At 49.6% G+C, this 17,114-nt stretch carries 15 protein-coding genes; 5 read left to right on the top strand and 10 right to left on the bottom strand.

The genetic code is table 11. The features are described from left to right. Positions 1 to 226: 226 nt before the first annotated feature. The gene (locus tag A7K98_RS04720) at positions 227 to 679 is read left to right on the top strand and encodes a cupin domain-containing protein (RefSeq protein ID WP_087487536.1); all 453 of its coding nucleotides are present in this window, start codon (positions 227 to 229) and stop codon (positions 677 to 679) included. 48 nt (positions 680 to 727) lie between these two features. Here the strand turns inward: A7K98_RS04720 and mazG are convergent, their stop codons facing one another. The 3 genes from mazG to rlmD all read right to left on the bottom strand — a co-directional run bounded on the left by mazG (position 728) and on the right by rlmD (position 5,196). After that, positions 728 to 1,534, bottom strand: a complete 807-nt coding sequence (gene mazG, locus A7K98_RS04715) for a nucleoside triphosphate pyrophosphohydrolase (protein WP_087487535.1) — start codon at positions 1,532 to 1,534, stop codon at positions 728 to 730. A gap of 78 nt (positions 1,535 to 1,612) precedes the next feature. After that, positions 1,613 to 3,847: a GTP diphosphokinase gene (gene relA, locus A7K98_RS04710; RefSeq protein WP_087493474.1), complete on the bottom strand. Its 2,235-nt coding sequence runs from the start codon at positions 3,845 to 3,847 to the stop codon at positions 1,613 to 1,615. A gap of 32 nt (positions 3,848 to 3,879) precedes the next feature. Further along, complete coding sequence (gene rlmD, locus A7K98_RS04705; protein WP_087487533.1) at positions 3,880 to 5,196, bottom strand: 23S rRNA (uracil(1939)-C(5))-methyltransferase RlmD; 1,317 nt, start codon at positions 5,194 to 5,196, stop codon at positions 3,880 to 3,882. Between the two features lie 100 nt (positions 5,197 to 5,296). On the opposite strand from rlmD, the gene barA reads away from it, so the two are divergent. After that, positions 5,297 to 8,023: a two-component sensor histidine kinase BarA gene (barA, locus tag A7K98_RS04700; RefSeq protein ID WP_087487532.1), complete on the top strand. Its 2,727-nt coding sequence runs from the start codon at positions 5,297 to 5,299 to the stop codon at positions 8,021 to 8,023. A gap of 23 nt (positions 8,024 to 8,046) precedes the next feature. On the opposite strand, the gene A7K98_RS04695 is transcribed toward barA, so the two are convergent. The 4 genes from A7K98_RS04695 to syd form a co-directional block, all read right to left on the bottom strand. Next, positions 8,047 to 8,493 (bottom strand): flavodoxin, encoded by a 447-nt coding sequence (locus tag A7K98_RS04695; protein ID WP_087487531.1) that lies wholly within the window; start codon positions 8,491 to 8,493, stop codon positions 8,047 to 8,049. After that, positions 8,493 to 9,284: a tRNA pseudouridine(65) synthase TruC gene (truC, locus tag A7K98_RS04690; RefSeq protein WP_087487530.1), complete on the bottom strand. Its 792-nt coding sequence runs from the start codon at positions 9,282 to 9,284 to the stop codon at positions 8,493 to 8,495. The genes A7K98_RS04695 and truC overlap by 1 nt, the downstream gene beginning before the upstream one ends. Then, entirely contained in the window at positions 9,284 to 9,613 is a 330-nt protein-coding gene (locus A7K98_RS04685; protein WP_087487529.1) for a YqcC family protein, read from the bottom strand. The genes truC and A7K98_RS04685 overlap by 1 nt, the downstream gene beginning before the upstream one ends. Positions 9,614 to 10,196: 583 nt before the next feature. Continuing rightward, positions 10,197 to 10,748, bottom strand: coding sequence for a SecY-interacting protein (gene syd / locus A7K98_RS04680; protein WP_087487528.1), 552 nt, complete (start codon positions 10,746 to 10,748; stop codon positions 10,197 to 10,199). A gap of 61 nt (positions 10,749 to 10,809) precedes the next feature. Here syd and queF point away from each other — a divergent pair, with 61 nt between their 5' ends. The 3 genes from queF to xni all read left to right on the top strand — a co-directional run bounded on the left by queF (position 10,810) and on the right by xni (position 14,153). Next, entirely contained in the window at positions 10,810 to 11,655 is an 846-nt protein-coding gene (queF, locus tag A7K98_RS04675; protein ID WP_087487527.1) for an NADPH-dependent 7-cyano-7-deazaguanine reductase QueF, read from the top strand. Between the two features lie 287 nt (positions 11,656 to 11,942). After that, positions 11,943 to 13,307, top strand: coding sequence for a nucleotide 5'-monophosphate nucleosidase PpnN (gene ppnN / locus A7K98_RS04670; protein ID WP_087487526.1), 1,365 nt, complete (start codon positions 11,943 to 11,945; stop codon positions 13,305 to 13,307). Positions 13,308 to 13,388: 81 nt separating this feature from the next. After that, positions 13,389 to 14,153 carry a flap endonuclease Xni gene (gene xni, locus A7K98_RS04665; RefSeq protein WP_087487525.1) on the top strand — a complete coding sequence of 255 codons (765 nt, stop codon included), beginning with the start codon at positions 13,389 to 13,391 and terminating at the stop codon, positions 14,151 to 14,153. Between the two features lie 9 nt (positions 14,154 to 14,162). Here xni and rlmM read toward each other — a convergent pair whose 3' ends face one another. From rlmM to A7K98_RS04650, 3 genes are read right to left on the bottom strand one after another with little or no spacing between them, the layout of a single operon-like run. Further along, positions 14,163 to 15,266 carry a 23S rRNA (cytidine(2498)-2'-O)-methyltransferase RlmM gene (gene rlmM, locus A7K98_RS04660; RefSeq protein WP_087493473.1) on the bottom strand — a complete coding sequence of 368 codons (1,104 nt, stop codon included), beginning with the start codon at positions 15,264 to 15,266 and terminating at the stop codon, positions 14,163 to 14,165. Continuing rightward, positions 15,259 to 15,654 carry a DUF423 domain-containing protein gene (locus A7K98_RS04655; RefSeq protein ID WP_087487523.1) on the bottom strand — a complete coding sequence of 132 codons (396 nt, stop codon included), beginning with the start codon at positions 15,652 to 15,654 and terminating at the stop codon, positions 15,259 to 15,261. Before A7K98_RS04655 ends, rlmM begins: the two co-directional genes overlap by 8 nt. 41 nt (positions 15,655 to 15,695) lie before the next feature. Then, the gene (locus A7K98_RS04650; RefSeq protein WP_087487522.1) at positions 15,696 to 16,610 is read right to left on the bottom strand and encodes a transcriptional regulator GcvA; all 915 of its coding nucleotides are present in this window, start codon (positions 16,608 to 16,610) and stop codon (positions 15,696 to 15,698) included. Positions 16,611 to 17,114 lie beyond the last annotated feature (504 nt).

Here is a 17,114-nt window from a genome sequence, read left to right as displayed (position 1 = left end):
AAGAATAAAATCATAATTAATCCTGCCAGCCGGCAAATCTGACCGCTGAAGGTTAAAAATAACGATAATACTTTAGTGAACTATTTTACCGCAACAACCGGTTCGACTCTGGCCAGCCAATCGGTATACCAAAAAGTGAACGGTCACACTCACTATTTGTTAATGGAGTGTTACAAATAATTCCTCTAGCCTGACTCTCTACAAAGTAACGTCAGATGAGGTCAACATGAAAAAATTTTCTGCCATACCTTTAATTACAGCCGGCCTGTTATCCGTCTCAGTAATGTCACTGGCGGCTGAACCACCTACTGCGTCAGGCAAGGCGGATATCCTGGTACAAAGCCAGTCATCCTGGAATGGAAAGCCTTATCAGCATTATCCGACTCAGCGTCCTGAGCTGACGGTGATCAAACTGACGATTCCGGCTAACTCTGCTCTGCCATGGCATGAACACAGTTTTCCTAACGCAGGCTATGTGTTGCAGGGACAGTTGACCCTGGAGGATAAGGCATCCGGAAAATCGCATACGTTTAAGCAGGGAGAAGCATTCACCGAATCGGTAGGTTCAATTCATCGCGGGGTCAGTGGTGATCAACCCACAGTGCTCATCCTGACTTACTCAGGCGTGAAAGGAAAACCAACCTTTATTCCGGCGCCCGGAGAAAAAGGCGAATATTAACGGCAGCTTTCCGGCCTCTTCAGAGGCCGGATGTTTCTCAGAGGATATTCAGCAAACTGCCTTTTCCAGGCTTTTTACCTGTTGCCATGCGTCTTCCATTTGCTGCAGGCTGGCTTCCTGCATCGTCATCCCTTGATCGGCAATAATCTGTTCTACCTGGCGAAAACGCTTTTCAAATTTATCGTTGGCTTTTTGTAATGCCGTTTCTGCCTTACTGCCAAGATGACGGGACAGGTTGACCGTGGCAAACAGCAGATCACCAATCTCCTCTTCCAGTCGTTGTGGATTAATGACTGGGCGGTTTGCTTCTTCCATCACTTCAGCAATTTCTTCGTGCACTTTATCCAGTACGGGGCCGGTTTCCTTCCAGTCAAATCCGACATGACTACAGCGTTTCTGGATTTTATAAGCCCGCATTAAGGCTGGCATCGCACGCGGTATATCATCCAGCGCAGAAGAGAGTGCTTTGTCCTGGCGTTCCTGCTGTTTCAGTTGCTCCCAGTGATGGTTAATCTCTGCGATATCTTGCCTGTCATTGCCGGCAAAAATATGCGGATGACGGCGCTCAAGCTTGGCACTTATACTGTTACATACATCCGAAAAGTCAAACAGCTGTTGCTCTCCGGCCATCTGAGCGTAAAACACTACCTGAAACAGTAAATCCCCCAGTTCTTCCTGCAAACCGACAAAATCTTTGCGGGAAATTGCGTCCAGAACTTCATAGGTCTCTTCCAGGGTATAGGGGGCAATACTGTCAAAGGTTTGCTGTTTATCCCACGGGCAGCCCTGCTGTGGGTCCCGTAGCTGTTGCATGATGGTTAGCAGGCGTTGAAGAGCAGTTTGTGATTCATTCATTGGTCAGTCCGGAAATCAGGAGGGTGAGCAGACTATCGCGGTGACTCTGGCAGCACAGAGTCACCGCACTGTGACAGGTTAATGACGGCGTTTGGCGTCGATAATGTCCGGAACCTGGTTCAGACGTGCCAGAATCCGCCCCAGTACCTGCTGGTTATAAATTTCAATGTCCATATCGATAGTTGCCAGCTGCTTTTTGGTATCGCTGTGACTGGACACACCCAGTACATTCACCTTTTCATTGGCCAGAATGGTAGTGATATCACGCAGCAAACCACTACGGTCGTTCGCAACTACCCTGACTACCAGCGAATAACCACTGGAGTAACTTTCTCCCCAGACAGCATCGACAATACGTTCAGGAGCATGATTCATCAGTTCTGCCAGTTGATCACAGTCAGCACGGTGAATTGAAATCCCCCGCCCCTGAGTGATAAATCCGACGATATCATCGCCCGGAATTGGCTGACAGCAACGGGCAATATGGTGCATCAGGTTGCCCACCCCTTCTACCACCACCCGCCCACTCTCTTTGTGCGCGTGCTGAGGGTTGTGGCTTTTCTGGGTTAACTGACGTAACGCAATACGGTCTTCTTCTTCGGCAGTCGGCTTATTCAGTTTTCCTTGCAGGAAATTAACCATCTGGTTAAGACGAATATCACCGCCACCAATCGCAGCAAGCACTTCATCCATTGAAGTCATGTTATAACGAGGCAACAGCAGCTTTTCCGCCTCTTTAAGGCTGATATCCATATGGCTCAGCTCGCTGTCAAGAATCTGCCGTCCGGCAAGGATATTTTTGTCCCTGTCCTGTTTACGGAACCACGCATGAACTTTTGCCCGGCCACGACTGGTTGTGATATATCCCAGATTGGGATTCAGCCAGTCCCTGCTTGGGTTTGGTTGTTTCTGGGTAATGACTTCGACCTGGTCACCCATTTGCAACTGATAGGTGAAAGGCACAATTCGCCCGCTGATTTTGGCACCAATACAACGATGACCAATATCACTGTGAATGTGATAAGCAAAATCCAGTGGTGTCGAGCCTGCCGGTAAATCGATAACATCGCCTTTCGGGGTAAACACATACACCCGGTCATCAAACACCTGGCTGCGGACCTCTTCCAGCATTTCACCACTGTCCGCCATTTCTTCCTGCCAGGCGATCAGACGGCGTAACCAGGCTATCCGCTCCTCATGCCCCGCGGCTCCGCGTGCACTGGTAATCCCCGGACCTTCTTTGTATTTCCAGTGTGCCGCAACCCCCAGTTCAGCATCTTCATGCATTTGCCGGGTTCGGATCTGAATCTCTACTGTTTTTCCCTTAGGGCCCAACACGACAGTATGAATTGACTGGTAACCATTAGGTTTCGGGTTAGCTACGTAATCATCGAATTCACTGGGCAGATGCCGGTAAAGGGTGTGAACAATCCCCAATGCACCGTAACAATCCTGAAGCCGGTCAGCCACAATTCGTACCGCACGCACATCGAACAGTTCATCGAAAGAGAGCGATTTTTTCTGCATCTTACGCCAGATGCTGTAAATGTGCTTTGGCCGGCCATAAACTTCGGCACGCACACCTTCGCGGGCTATTTCCTGGCGCAGGCTGTCGACGAAATTCTCAATATACTGTTCACGGTCAATCCGCCGCTCATGCAGCAGTTTGGCAATACGCTTATATTCATCCGGGTGAAGGTAACGGAAGCAGTAATCTTCCAGCTCCCATTTCAGCTGACCAATACCCAGTCGGTTGGCCAGAGGAGCATAAATATTGGTACTCTCTTTAGCGGCAAGAACCCGTTCATCTTCCGGGGCGTCTTTCATTTCCCGCAGATGTGCGACCCGTTCGGCCAGTTTAATGACCACACAACGGAAATCTTCCACCATGGCAAGCAGCATGCGGCGAACATTATCCACCTGCTCTGAAGCCATGGAGTCATTATGTGTGGCTTTTAGCTGGCGGATGGCATCCATATCACGCACACCATGTACCAGCGAAACGATCCCTTTGCCAAAACGCTCTTCTAACTGCTCTTCAGTGACGACATTCTCGTTTGCCAGCGGGAATAATAACGCCGCCCGTAACGTATCGTTGTCCATACTGAGTTCAGTCAGAATTTCAACCATCTCAATACCACGCCACAGCAGCATGGGTTGAAGCGGATGGTGGCTGGTTTCCGTTTCGCAATAACGCCAGCAGTCCGCCAGACGCTGACAGGACTGCTCATTGGCAATCCCGAGACTGGCGATCCACTGTTCGAGGGCAAATTCCCCCGCCGTATTCATATGCGCACTTCTTACCGCAACCATAACTTCTCCTGCATGACGACCAGTCAGGTCGTTTAGGTTCTGCTAAACAGCACCATTGATTCCAGATGGCTGGTGTGGGGAAACATATCCAGCATTGCAACCCGTTGCGGAGTATACCCTGCCGCCAACAGTGGCTCGCTGTCACGCGCCAGTGTTGCAGGGTTACAGGAAACATACACAATTCGCTCAGGTGCCAGAGCGATGATATGTGACATTATTCCTGCCGCGCCGGCTCTGGCCGGGTCGAGTAATATCTTGCTGAATCCTTGTGTTGCCCAGGACTGCTCAGCCACATCCTGCTCTAAATCGTGCTGGAAGAATGTGACATTCTGCAAATCATTATCCTGCGCATTATACGCTGCCTGCCGGACTAAAGCTGCAACCCCTTCCACACCAACCACATTTTCTACAAATTTTCCTAATGGCAGGGTGAAATTACCCATACCACAAAACAGATCTAATACCCGATCGCCTGGCTGCAGTGCCAGCCAGTCGATGGCTGTCGCCACCATCTGTTGGTTGACCTTGTCATTGACCTGAATAAAATCCTGAGGACTGAACGACAATTTAAGGTTATGCGACTGATAATAAGGCATTTCTCCACAAATATGTTGCAGAGTGTCACTGTCAGCAGCAAAAAACAATGTCAGTTGATGACTCTGCGAAAATCGTTCCAGTTTTGCTAAATCTGCGACAGAAAATGGTTTCAGATGACGCAATACCAGCACAGTCGTGTTATCTGCCTGAACCAGCTCAAGGTGTCCCAACTGACGAACACCCTGTAATTCAGTTAAACATTGGCGCAGTTCCGGTAGTAACTGTGTCAGTGGTTGCACCAGTACAGGGCACTGGCTGATATTAACGATGTCATTGCTGCCATTTTTGCGAAACCCCATGTCCAGTTGTTGCTGCTGCTTATTCCACCGTAAACTCAGACGGGCCCGACGGCGATAATGCCATTCATCGGCACTGATAATTTTTTCAACGGTGATATTCTGACCAGTAGACTGACTCAGCATACGTTGCAGTGCCCGGGCTTTACTTTGTTGTTGCAGCTCTTCGGTTGCATGTTGTTGCTGACAACCTCCACAAACACCAAAGTGCTGACATCGTGGTGCAACACGCTGTGGACTCTTGCTCAACAAACGGGTCGCTTTGCCCCGGGAAAACTGACGCTTATCTTCCAGTACCGTCACGCGGACTTTTTCCCCCGGTAGCGCCCCACTGACAAACAACGTTTTTCCCTGATGGCGGGCGACTCCCTGACCAAAAGGATCGAGTTCATCAATGGTAACCTCCAGCTCTTTTTGCGGGCGGGTACGCTTTGCAGACGAGTAAAATTGCACCATCAGTTATTTATTCTCTTAATATTACACATTGCCCAACAGCTGCCGGGCCAAAGACCGGCAAATTTCAGGGAGCGGATGGAACACATCAACCGTAAAAATTATGACTAAACTTAGCCTGCGCGCGCGGATGATCCTGCTGACTCTGGCGCCGACCTTAGCCCTTGGTCTGTTAATGAGTTCCTGGTTTGTCGTTCATCGTTATAGTGAATTGCAACGCCAGCTGTTATTTGCGGGTACTAATATCATAGAACCTCTGGCGGTCTCCTGCGAATACGGCATGACCTATTATGACAAAGATGCGATTCGAAATCTGGTCAGTCTGTTGCACCGACGCCATTCTTCTATTGTCCGTGCCATTACCGTGTTCGACAACCAAAAACAGCTGTATGTCAGTTCGAACAGAAATCAAAACACGGCACTGATGATGAGCGACCACACCACCCCATTCACTGACGGTGTTGTTATGATCCGTCAGGGAAACTTAGCCATCTTACGTACCCCGATAATTTCTGAGGGGCATGATACGGAAAAATCACCACCGGAAAGTGGCAGAAAAGAGAAGAATATCCTTGGCTATGTGGCCATTGAACTCGATTTACGGGCTATCCAGTTGGAGCAGTACCAGGAGATTTTTATTTCTGCGTTATTACTGTTAACCAGTCTGGGCGCCGCATTACTGATTGCCTGGCGCTTAAGTCGTGATATCACAATCCCCATTCGTAAAATGGCTCTGACTGTTGACCGGATTGGTCGCGGCCATCTGAGTAGCAGAGTCACCGGTACTGTTCCTGGTGAGCTCAGCCTGCTGCAAAAAGGGATTAACGGAATGGCTGCCTCTCTGGGTGAATATCATGAAGAGATGCAGGAAAGCATCAGTCAGGCGACCTCAGATTTACGGGAAACTCTGGAACAACTGGAAATTCGTAATGTGGAGCTGGATCTGGCGAACAAAAGAGCACAGCAGGTAGTACGGGTAAAATCTGAGTTTCTGGCAACAATGTCGCATGAATTACGTACCCCGCTTAACGGCGTGATCGGTTTCAGCCGTCAGTTACTCAAAACGCCACTGGATGAGACACAACGCGATTATCTGCAAACCATCGAGCGTTCAGCCGGTCATTTGCTGACTATCATTAACGATGTACTGGATTTTTCAAAACTCGAAGCAGGACGGCTGACGCTGGAATCGATTCCGTTTCCGTTACGTTCAACCTTCGATGAAACACTGAGGCTTCTGGCTCCTGCCGCTCATGATAAAGGGCTGGAACTGACTGTCAGTATTGACCCGCAACTGCCCGATAACCTGATCGGTGACCCGCTGCGTTTCCGGCAAATATTCATTAATTTGATCGACAATGCCATCAAATTCACCGCCAACGGAACAGTCAGAGTAGTAATTTCACTCCTTCATCAACAGTCTGGTGAGATCACTTTGCAATTACAGGTAAGTGATACTGGCATTGGCATTACCGGAGAACAAAAGGAACGAATTTTTGATGCATTCAGCCAGGCTGATGCCAGTATCTCACGTCGTCATGGCGGCACAGGTCTGGGGCTGGAAATTACCCGTCAGTTGGTACATGAAATGGCAGGTTCTATTGAAGTCAGCCATCATTACCCGCAGGGCACAATATTCACGGTTTTGCTGACACTGCCTCTCAGTCCGCAAATCCCGGCAGCAGCCACTGAGTCACCTGCAGTCGGTGGCCAACGTCTCTGTTATGTTGAATCTCATCCGCAAGCAGCCTGTGATGGTAGTATCGCACTGAGTGGGTTGCCATGGCAGGTACAACATTTTCAGACGTTGCAGCAACTGCCTGCTAAGCAGGCTGACTGGCTGATATATGCGGTCCCCGCCGACCTGACGCCACAGCAACTCCTCTCTTCCCGTCTCAGAGAGATACTTTATCAACATGCCCGGCATATTATTATGCTGCTGCCGGCCACGCTGATGCTCAATGCCGAAAAACTCAAACGGGAAGGGATGTGGGTCATAGTAAAACCCCTGACGCTTCACCAAATCATACTGGCACTGCGACAACAGCCAATTCCGGCCCGACAGGAGATACCGCTGATTGCTCCCCCTCGCCTGCCGCTCACCGTATTAGCGGTGGATGACAACGCGGCTAACCTGAAACTGATTGGCGCACTGCTTAAAGATCAGGTGACTCACTGCATATTGTGTAAGAGTGCTAAAGAGGCTATTGCGGTGGCATGCCAGCAGCCTCTGGATGTGATTCTGATGGATGTTCAGATGCCGGAGATCGATGGTTTACAGGCCAGTACACAAATCCGTGAATTGCCTTTGCATAAACACACTCCTGTCATCGCTGTCACCGCTTTTCCTGTGGAAAAGCAACAACAGCAATTTTTGGCATCCGGAATGAATGAGTCACTGGCTAAACCGGTCAATGAAAAAATTCTCTACCGGCTGTTATCCCGTTATGCCCGGCAGCAACCAGAAAAAATTTCACCCTCGCCAGCCAGCGTCATTGACTGGCCACTGGCCCTGCAGCGTGTTGCCGGAAAAACTGAGCTGGCAAAAGAGATGTTACAAATGCTGCTGAATTCGTTGCCCGGCGTACAGCAGGCACTTAACGGGCCACTGCTACCTGAGTCTCATCAGAATATTTTGCATCAGGTACACAAACTGCATGGCAGCTGCGCTTATTGCGGTGTACCACAGTTGCAGCAATGTTGCAGAAGGCTGGAAGAGGCATTACGCCAGGAGCCTGATCCCCGGCAACTGGAACCGGAGATCTTTGAACTGCTTGATGAAACCGAAAAGGTACTGGTGGCAGGAAACCACTGGCTGGCTAAGGAGTAGCCATCGCTTTGGCTGGTCGTGGGCTACAGCAGGCTGGCCCACTGTTCAATCCAGGGCAAGGCAACTTCCTCGGGTTCCGGATGCTCACCGGCATCAATCAGCAGAACGTCACCGATGCGTTGTGCCTGGTGTTCCTGAAGAAGCTCATCAAAAGACAGGCCCGCCGCAGAGAAATTCTCGTAGCTGCTATCGCCCAGAGCAATGATGCCGTAGCGGATGGAAGGCTGATAACCCAGCGTTTCTTTTATCGAATAAAACAGTCCGGCGATCGATTCAGGAAACTCTCCCTGGCCTGTGGTAGAGGTAATAATCAACCGGATATTAATGCTCTCATCCAGCCACTGACTCAGCTCAGGCTCCTCAAAGATTTGTACCTGATGACCGGCCCCGACCAGCAACGGCTCTGCCTCTTCAGCCACCAGCAATGCGTTACCATAAACAGTGCCTACATAAATTCCGATATTAGCCATTAACTTTCCTCTGTGTGCTCAGGGTCACTGCTGTTTCCCTGCTCAGCGTATGTTGCGGCGGGTAATTTTGACAGTAACGCCTGCCAGCCAAAGTGCTCAAAAGCCTGTAGCCAGACACTATCGGGTCCGGCCTGCAACTGCAATATTTCGCCGGTGACAGGATGAGTCAACTCCAGACGGCTGGCGTGTAACATCAGCCGTTTGCAGCCAAAGTGTTCGGCTGCGCCGCGATTTTGTCGTAAATCACCGTGCCTGCTGTCACCGATGATAGGATGCCTGAGATGAGACATATGCCGGCGCAGCTGATGTTTCCTGCCAGTACGCGGGCTGAGTTCCATTAGTGTGTAACGACAACTATCGTAACGGCCGACCGGCACCGGCAACTCTGCGTGTGCCAGTGGCTGATAGCCGGTCACCGCCGGTTGAGCTTCACGCGGGGCCTGTGAATGTTTATCAGCGATTTTATCCAGCTCTTCCATCAAAGGATAATCGAGGACTCCTTCCTCATTAAGCCAGCCACGCACGATAGCATGGTATGTCTTCTGCATCTGATGTTGTTCAAATTGCTGGGACAACAGTCTGGCAGTATCTGCAGACAACGCAAACAGCAATACTCCGGAAGTGGGACGATCCAGCCGGTGAACGGTAAAGACGTGCTGGTCCAGCTGATCACGCAGAGTCTGCATAACAAAGCGGGTTTCATGGCGATCCAGCCAGCTGCGGTGAACCAACATCCCTGCTGGTTTATTCACCGCAACCAGCCATTGATCCTGATAGATAATTTCAAGCATTAAACAGATTCTTGTGCAAACAGACCGTCAAGCTGGCTTAAGGTCACTAATAATACAGGGCGGACACTAAGATGCGGCTCCAGTGCCATTTCAAAATAAGGAGTGACTACCATATTGACGGGTAAATCTTCGCCGGCATCGACCATGGCCGTCAGACGAGGAATCAACACCCATTGTAGCCATTCCAACGGGTGCAGCTTATCCAGACAGAAAGGCTGGTCGCTGTTCAGGGCTTGTGGTTCCGGGGCTTCCTGCTGCCATAACTGATGGTCACGCAGAATCTGCTCCAGCTGAGTCAGCCGCTGCTGAATAATCGGGTGCGATGTCACAGGTATCTCCTGAATACTGATAAAAACCGCGCCAGCATAACATTGCATCGGATAAAAGTGAGGAGATAAAAAAAGGGAGTACTGTAAAAAACAGTACTCCCAATCTGTTCGCAGCAATCCGGCTACATTAGTGCTCCCTGCAATTCACTGGACTTATTCAGCATTAGCAATGTCATCCTGACTGCAATCTGGTCCACTGAGGTGCTATACATCCACTACAGCAATTGTCCCTCCTGCGGAGGTGTTATTCGCCCTTTATCAGAGCAGGCTAGTTTTTCCTTAACTCACCTTGCGGTGTCTTACATCCTGTAAAAACACCACCCTCCCTGGGTTGTTTTCATCCTGAAAACCTAATCATCCCTGGCTTCCTGCCCGTGAAAGCTATTCTGGCAGAGTTGCTATTTTTCGCAACACAATTTTCACTGAAAAAATCCGATTTATCTATATATTTCAATAACTTTTAATTAAACCACTGAAAAAATAAGGTTTTATATATAACGCAATTTACCGGATCAAAGTCTGTTTTTTGATCTCTTACATATAAAGTAAGTGATCTCTTACGCCTTAATCGGGATAAAATGGGCTATTTCGTTACAACAACAGCTAATTTGTTAAGAAAATCATCGACAGTTTCAGACAAAACTTCACGTTTTTTTGTACCAAGCGCCTCTCTGATGACTTCACCGCTCAGATTGCATATCGAAATAATTTCGGTGTCATGGTCGGTGGCGGCAATAAATAAGGTTGGGCTCTGCTTCAGACGTCGTTTCATCACCAGATGACCAATCAGATTTTCCTGAACACGACTGAAATCTTCTTCATTCCATACCTGCAACAGAGTCACAGGCATACCAAACCATTCCGCCTGCATATCTCCGGCGAACTGAGCGGTATACCATCCCGTGACCGCCGGTTGCAGGCTAATCTCCAGGCCGCGTTCTACCGCATCCAGAGATGGAGGCAGACTAAAAGGTTGCGGCTGCCAGTAAACTCCCTGTGCGTCCCGGCTAACTTCACACGGTGAATCAATACCATACAGCTCAGTACTGTAGGGCAAATGGCCGGTTTGCTGTTGCCACTCCTCACAATAACGGCGACTAAACTGCCTCATGGCCTCTAAGGTTTGCTGCATCATTCATTTTCTCACTTCTGATCGGGTACACTGAGCACAACTCTATTTTACCAGCGGTACTGTTATGAATCATTATGACCATCACCAGGCGCTCGAAGGGCTGACCCTCGGGAAACAAACTACTTATACTGAGCATTATGCACCGCAGCTGTTACAGCCGGTACCACGTAGTCTTAACCGCGATGCACTGAACCTGCACGATGATAATCTGCCGTTTCACGGAGAAGATCTGTGGACCTTATATGAACTGTCATGGCTGAATTCTCTGGGAGTTCCCCAGGTCGCTATCGGCCATATGGCTCTCAGCGCCACCAGTATTAACCTGATTGAATCTAAAAGTTTTAAACTGTATCTCAACAGCTTTAATCAGACAAAATTTGCTGACAGGGATTCGGTCAGGCAAACGCTTGAGCAGGATCTTGCAGCCTGCGCTCAGGGCACGGTCAAAATCACCCTGCACAGTCTGGACGAATTTGAAGGTCAGCCAATAGGATCCTTCAAAGGAGAGTGTATCGATTCACTGCCAGTCACGGTTGATAATTACAGTTTCGATAATAATTTACTGTCAGGTGCTACCGAACCAGAGTCGGTAGAAGAGACTCTGGTTAGCCATTTGCTGAAATCGAACTGCCTGATCACCTCTCAGCCAGACTGGGGTTCTGTGATGATCCGCTATCGCGGACCGCGTATTCGCCGCGAAGCATTACTGCGTTATCTGCTCTCTTTTCGGCAACATAACGAATTTCATGAGCAATGTGTGGAACGCATATTTTGTGATCTGCTTAAGTTCTGCCAGCCTGAAGAGCTGACCGTGTATGCACGTTATACACGTCGCGGTGGCCTGGACATTAATCCATGGCGTAGCAACGTCCGTTTTGACGCCCCGACCGCGCGTTTGGCACGTCAGTAAGATTACCTCTGGCTCTGCCATGCCTGAATTCCCCCGTTCCGGCTGGCAGAGGATACGGATACATCCGCAACAACTGACCGGTAACCTTGTCACACAGGTAGCCACGGTGACCGGTGCTGTCTGAGTACAGAATCCGCACGGATAAACCTTGTTAAAATTCAGACTATAACGATACTTAGAGAACCCGGCTCTCAGACAGATAGCCGGACAGGGAGCCGGCGTCACGGCAATTCTTCGTACAGCCGCTGTGTGATGCAGCAGTTCCCCATGGGGAGTAAGGAGTTCTTTTGATTACACATATCAGCCCGCTCGGGGCAATGGATCTGCTTTCCCAGATGGAAGTGGATATGCTGAAAAGAACCGCCAGCAGTGATTTATACCAACTGTTCCGTAACTGCTCGCTGGCCGTACTGAACTCCGGAAGCCTGACTGATAACAGCCAGCAGCTGTTATCGCGCTTCGGTGACTTTGACATTAATGTGTTACGCCGCGAACGCGGTGTGAAACTGGAATTAATCAACCCGCCGGAAGATGCTTTTGTTGACGGGCAAATTATCCGTTCACTGCAGGCCAATCTGTTCGCTGTGCTGCGTGATATCCTGTTTGTTACCGGACAACTGAATAACTCTCAACCTTTTCGTGATCCCCATTCAGAAGATTCAGCTTTTATTACTAACCTGGTGTTTTCCATCCTGCGTAATGCCAGGGCTCTGCATATCGGCGAGTTACCGAATAATGTGGTGTGCTGGGGTGGGCACTCTGTTAATGCAGTTGAATATCAGTACTGTCGTGATGTCGGTACCCAGCTAGGTCTGCGTGAACTGAATATTTGTACCGGCTGCGGACCCGGAGTTATGGAAGCACCCATGAAAGGTGCAGCAGTTGGCCACGCGCAGCAACGTTATCGCGAAGGCAGATTTATCGGCCTGACCGAACCCTCAATTATTGCCGCTGAGCCCCCTAACCCGCTGGTAAACGAGCTGATTATCATGCCGGATATCGAAAAACGCCTGGAAGCGTTTGTGAGGATTGCTCATGGCATCATCATTTTTCCTGGCGGTGTGGGTACTGCGGAAGAACTGTTGTATCTGCTGGGGATTCTGATGCATCCGGCCAACCAGCATCAGGTGTTACCGTTAATCCTTACCGGACCTCAGGAAAGTGCAGACTATTTCCGTGTGCTGGATGATTTTATTGTAAACACACTGGGGGAAGAAGCCACCAGGCATTACCAGATCATTATTGATGATGCTCCGGCGGTGGCTAAAGCCATTAAACAGGCGATGCCGGCAGTGAAAGAGTACCGTCGCCAGACAGGAGATGCCTACAGTTTCAACTGGTCATTGCGCATTGAACCTGAACTGCAACTGCCGTTCCAGCCAACTCATGCCAATATGACTGCGCTGAACCTGCATAAAGATCAGCCTAAGGACAAACTGGCAGCGGATCTGCGTCGCATGTTCTCAGGTATTGTCGCCGGAAATGTGAAAGACTCCGGAATTCGGGAAATTCGGGCACACGGACCATTTAAAATTCATGGTGATGCCGATATTATGCAACGGATGGATGCTCTGTTGCAGGGCTTCATTGCTCAGCACCGGATGAAATTACCGGGCAGTGCTTATGAACCCTGCTACGAAATTATCCTCTGATATCATCGTTTGCCGGCCACTTAAACTGGCCGGCGCTCTTTTCATCAGCTGATTGCCCCGTAATCACTTTTTCCGGCTTTTATGACATATCATCTGTTAATTATTGATGCTTTAAACCTTATCCGACGAATTCATGCCGTGCAGGGAGATCAGTGCGCCAGAGGGGTACGTGCGGCCACTCACCAGTTGCTGCAACACAGCCAGCCAACCCACGTTGTGGCTGTGTTCGATAATCCCCTTCAGCGCCAGGGCTGGCGGCATGAGCTGTTGCCTGGTTACAAAGCAGGACGCCCGGAAATGCCTGAACAGTTACGCCAGATAATGCCTGAACTGCAGCAAATATTTGAACAGTGTGGAGTTCACTGCTGGCAAGCCGGAGAAGATGAAGCTGATGATCTGGCTGCCACTCTGGCCTGCAAGATGTCACAGGCCGGACATCAGGCGACCATTGTTTCTACCGATAAGGGTTATTGCCAGTTACTGGCTCCGGAGATCCGTTTGCGCGACTATTTTCAGAAGCGCTGGCTCGACGTTCCTTTTATTCGTGAGGAGTATGGCGTAGCTCCCCGGCAACTGCCTGATTACTGGGGATTGTGTGGGATAAGTAGTAGCAAAATCCCGGGGGTTGCCGGTATCGGACCCAAAAGTGCCAGCGAGTTAATCGGCCGGTTCCAGACTCTGGAGCAGTTATTTGAACAGTTGGATCAGGTCCCGGAAAAGTGGCAGAAAAAATTACGTGGGGCCAGAGAAATGGCCCTGCTGTCACGTCAGGTCTCCCGGCTCTCTGCCGGGCTGAGTTTGCAGGGCAATCTGAAAAGTTTGCGTTATCTGCCGGAAAGCCAGTAAGTCGCGGGGTTACCCGCGCTCATCCAGCCGCCCAGCGTGAGCACTCCAGATACGACGGATATGTACCGTCACTTCTTCTCTGTCGTGATATAACTGCCGTGCCTGAATCTGAGCATTAACACCACCAGCAGTCAGCGCCTGTTCAATCATTTCCAGGTTTTGTGAAACTTCCTCATAGCGTTTCTTCATTGGCAGTTTCAGGTTAAAAATCGCGTCACGGCACCAGCCATTCACCAGCCATTCTGTCATCAGTGACGCTACCCGGACCGGTTTTTCTACCATATCGCACACCAGCCAGCTGATATTTGATTTTGGCGGGCGGAATTTAAAACCATCTTCACGGTGATGCATGACCTGCCCGGTATCCATCAGTGCCGGCGCCATCGGGCCATTATCCACGGCATACACCATCATACTGCGTTTCACCAGTTGATAAGTCCAGCCACCCGGGCAAGCTCCCAGGTCCACGGCATACATACCACTGGCCAGCCGCTCATCCCATTCATCCGCCGGTACAAACACGTGGAACGCTTCTTCGAGTTTCAGCGTAGAACGGCTTGGCGCATCTGACGGGAACTTCAGCCGGGGAATGCCCATAAACAGAGGTGAGTTATTGTCCGGATAAGAATATCCGACATAGCAGGTTCCGGAAGCAATAAAGAATACATGTACTACCGGGCGTTTATTGCTTTCATAATTAAGCAAAATACCATTTTGTCGTAATGCCGCACGCAGCGGCACCGTAAACTTACGGCAAAATTTCAGCAGTTCTTTCGCTTCATTAGTATCCGGGACTTCAACCCGCAGATCACCGCCCTTTTCCACGGCTCCGGTCAGCATTCCGACTATCGGCGAAATACGGTCTTCCTGTGGCAGGTCGCGCAGTAGTTCACCCACCACAATCATCTGTCGGGCAAATATCAGTGACTGAAAAGGGATCTCCCGGATCAGTTTATCGGCATCTTCATACTGATAGCATTCAAAGATGACATAACCGGAGTTGTCTTTCACTCTGGCAAAACCAAACACCTGCAATTTTGTCGCACGCGCGGTAATTTCCGCCGCACACTCTTTTTCAAAACCAGACCGACAATATAATAATACTTTATTCATGGCTGCTCGCCCTTCGTTTCAGACGCAGAGCGCCAATCAACATCAAAAACCATCCCGCCAGGAAACAGAGTCCTCCGACAGGCGTAATAAACACTAAAAATTTCAGGTGGGACAATGCCAGACAATACAGGCTGCCGCTGAACAACACGGTTCCCAGCGCCAGCATCGCAGCACTCCAGTAAAACCAGATATTGGCTCTGCGCAACATCGCCGCAGCCAGACCGAGAATCGCCAGGGTATGGTACGCCTGGTATTCCAACCCGGTATGAATCCAGGCCATTTCATTATTTCCCAGAGTTTTACTTAATACATGGGCACCAAATGCCCCAAAAGCTACCAGCAGAAAACCACTGACAGCCACAAAAATAAACATGGTACGGCTGGACATCACCTGCTCCTCATCCTGCCCTCAGGCCATTACTGCGAGAATTAATCATACCGGAAACGAAACTTTTCCTGCTCGCTGGCAGCCCTGGCCAGAATCCATTGCCGGAAAGCGGCTATTTTACCCAGATCTGCCTGACTGTCATGACAAACCAGATAAAAAGCATTCTGACTGGCTAAAACATCATTAAACGGACAGATTAACCGCCCGCTCTCAATTTCGCTCTGCACCATAACATTATTCGCCAGAGCGATCCCTTGCCCATGAATTGCTGCCTGCAAAACCATCGACGAATGGCTGAAAATCGGGCCCTGCTGCACATTCACCCCGCTCAGCCCCAACTGACGGGTATAGGTTTGCCAGTCACGTCGCGATGCATCATGCAACAGGGTAAAACTGGTTAAATCCGCCGGGCTCTTAAGCGAATGCTCACCGGTCAGCAAAGCCGGAGAACAGACGGGTAACAGATACTCTGCATAGAGTTTTTCGACGCGCAAGCCGGGCCAGTTACCGCGGCCATAAAATATCGCAACATCCACATCATCAGACAATTTATCCTCTTCCCTGTCTACCGCCTGGATTCGGACATCAATCCCGGGGCAATCCTGGTTAAAACTGGAAAGGCGCGGAACCAGCCACTGAATAGCGAAACTGGGTAGCAGACTGACAGTTAATGCACCTTTAGCACTTCGTGCCTGTAGTTTGCGGGTGGCATCATTTAACGATGCGAAAATTTCTTTGATATCCAGCGAATAGCTCTGACCTTCTTCGGTCAGCAATAATGAACGGTTACGGCGGCGAAAAAGTTTCAACCCCAGAAAGTCCTCCAGTGACTTGATCTGGTGGCTTACTGCTGCCTGAGTAACAAACAACTCCTCAGCAGCACGGGTAAAACTCAAATGCCGTGCAGCGGCATCAAAAACTTTCAGCGCATTGAGTGGTGGCAGACGTTTTGACATAACATTCTTCAGACTCACAGACCTAAGGGGTACCGAAAGCGTAACAGGCTTCGGTATTAGTTTTATTAATCCGAAGCATTATAAATTGTCCATTGAGGAAGCTCCAGCAAATACCTATAGTTGCGCCACTTCCTGAGCCGGAACGGAAAGTGTCTTATTCCTTTGGGTATCTGAGACTTTTGGCTTTGGGTGGTGATGTTGTGTTTGCATTTGGTCTGTTTTTCAGACCTGCTTAATTTCCTGTGATATACCCTGTCTGTCCATAGTTTATATTTTTTACAGCACCGCTATATGCGGTGTTTTTTTTTGCCAAAAATTCATATGACAGCATATATCACTACCATAAAACCATCACCCGGTACTTGTGCAGTTAACCCGGCTAATGCTGCAGGCCAATCGTTTGCGTGATGACATTTTGTCAGTTTGGATAGATTTAGTTAATGCAAAAAAAGCATAAACAAGACAGGCCATTGTCGTAAAAACAGGAAGCGCAAGGAAGGAAGA

The organism is Tatumella citrea (assembly GCF_002163585.1).
GTDB classification, from domain to species: domain Bacteria; phylum Pseudomonadota; class Gammaproteobacteria; order Enterobacterales; family Enterobacteriaceae; genus Tatumella; species Tatumella citrea.
The sequence above is the reverse complement of the archived record's forward strand: the minus strand, read 5'-3'. Positions and strand labels throughout refer to the sequence as shown.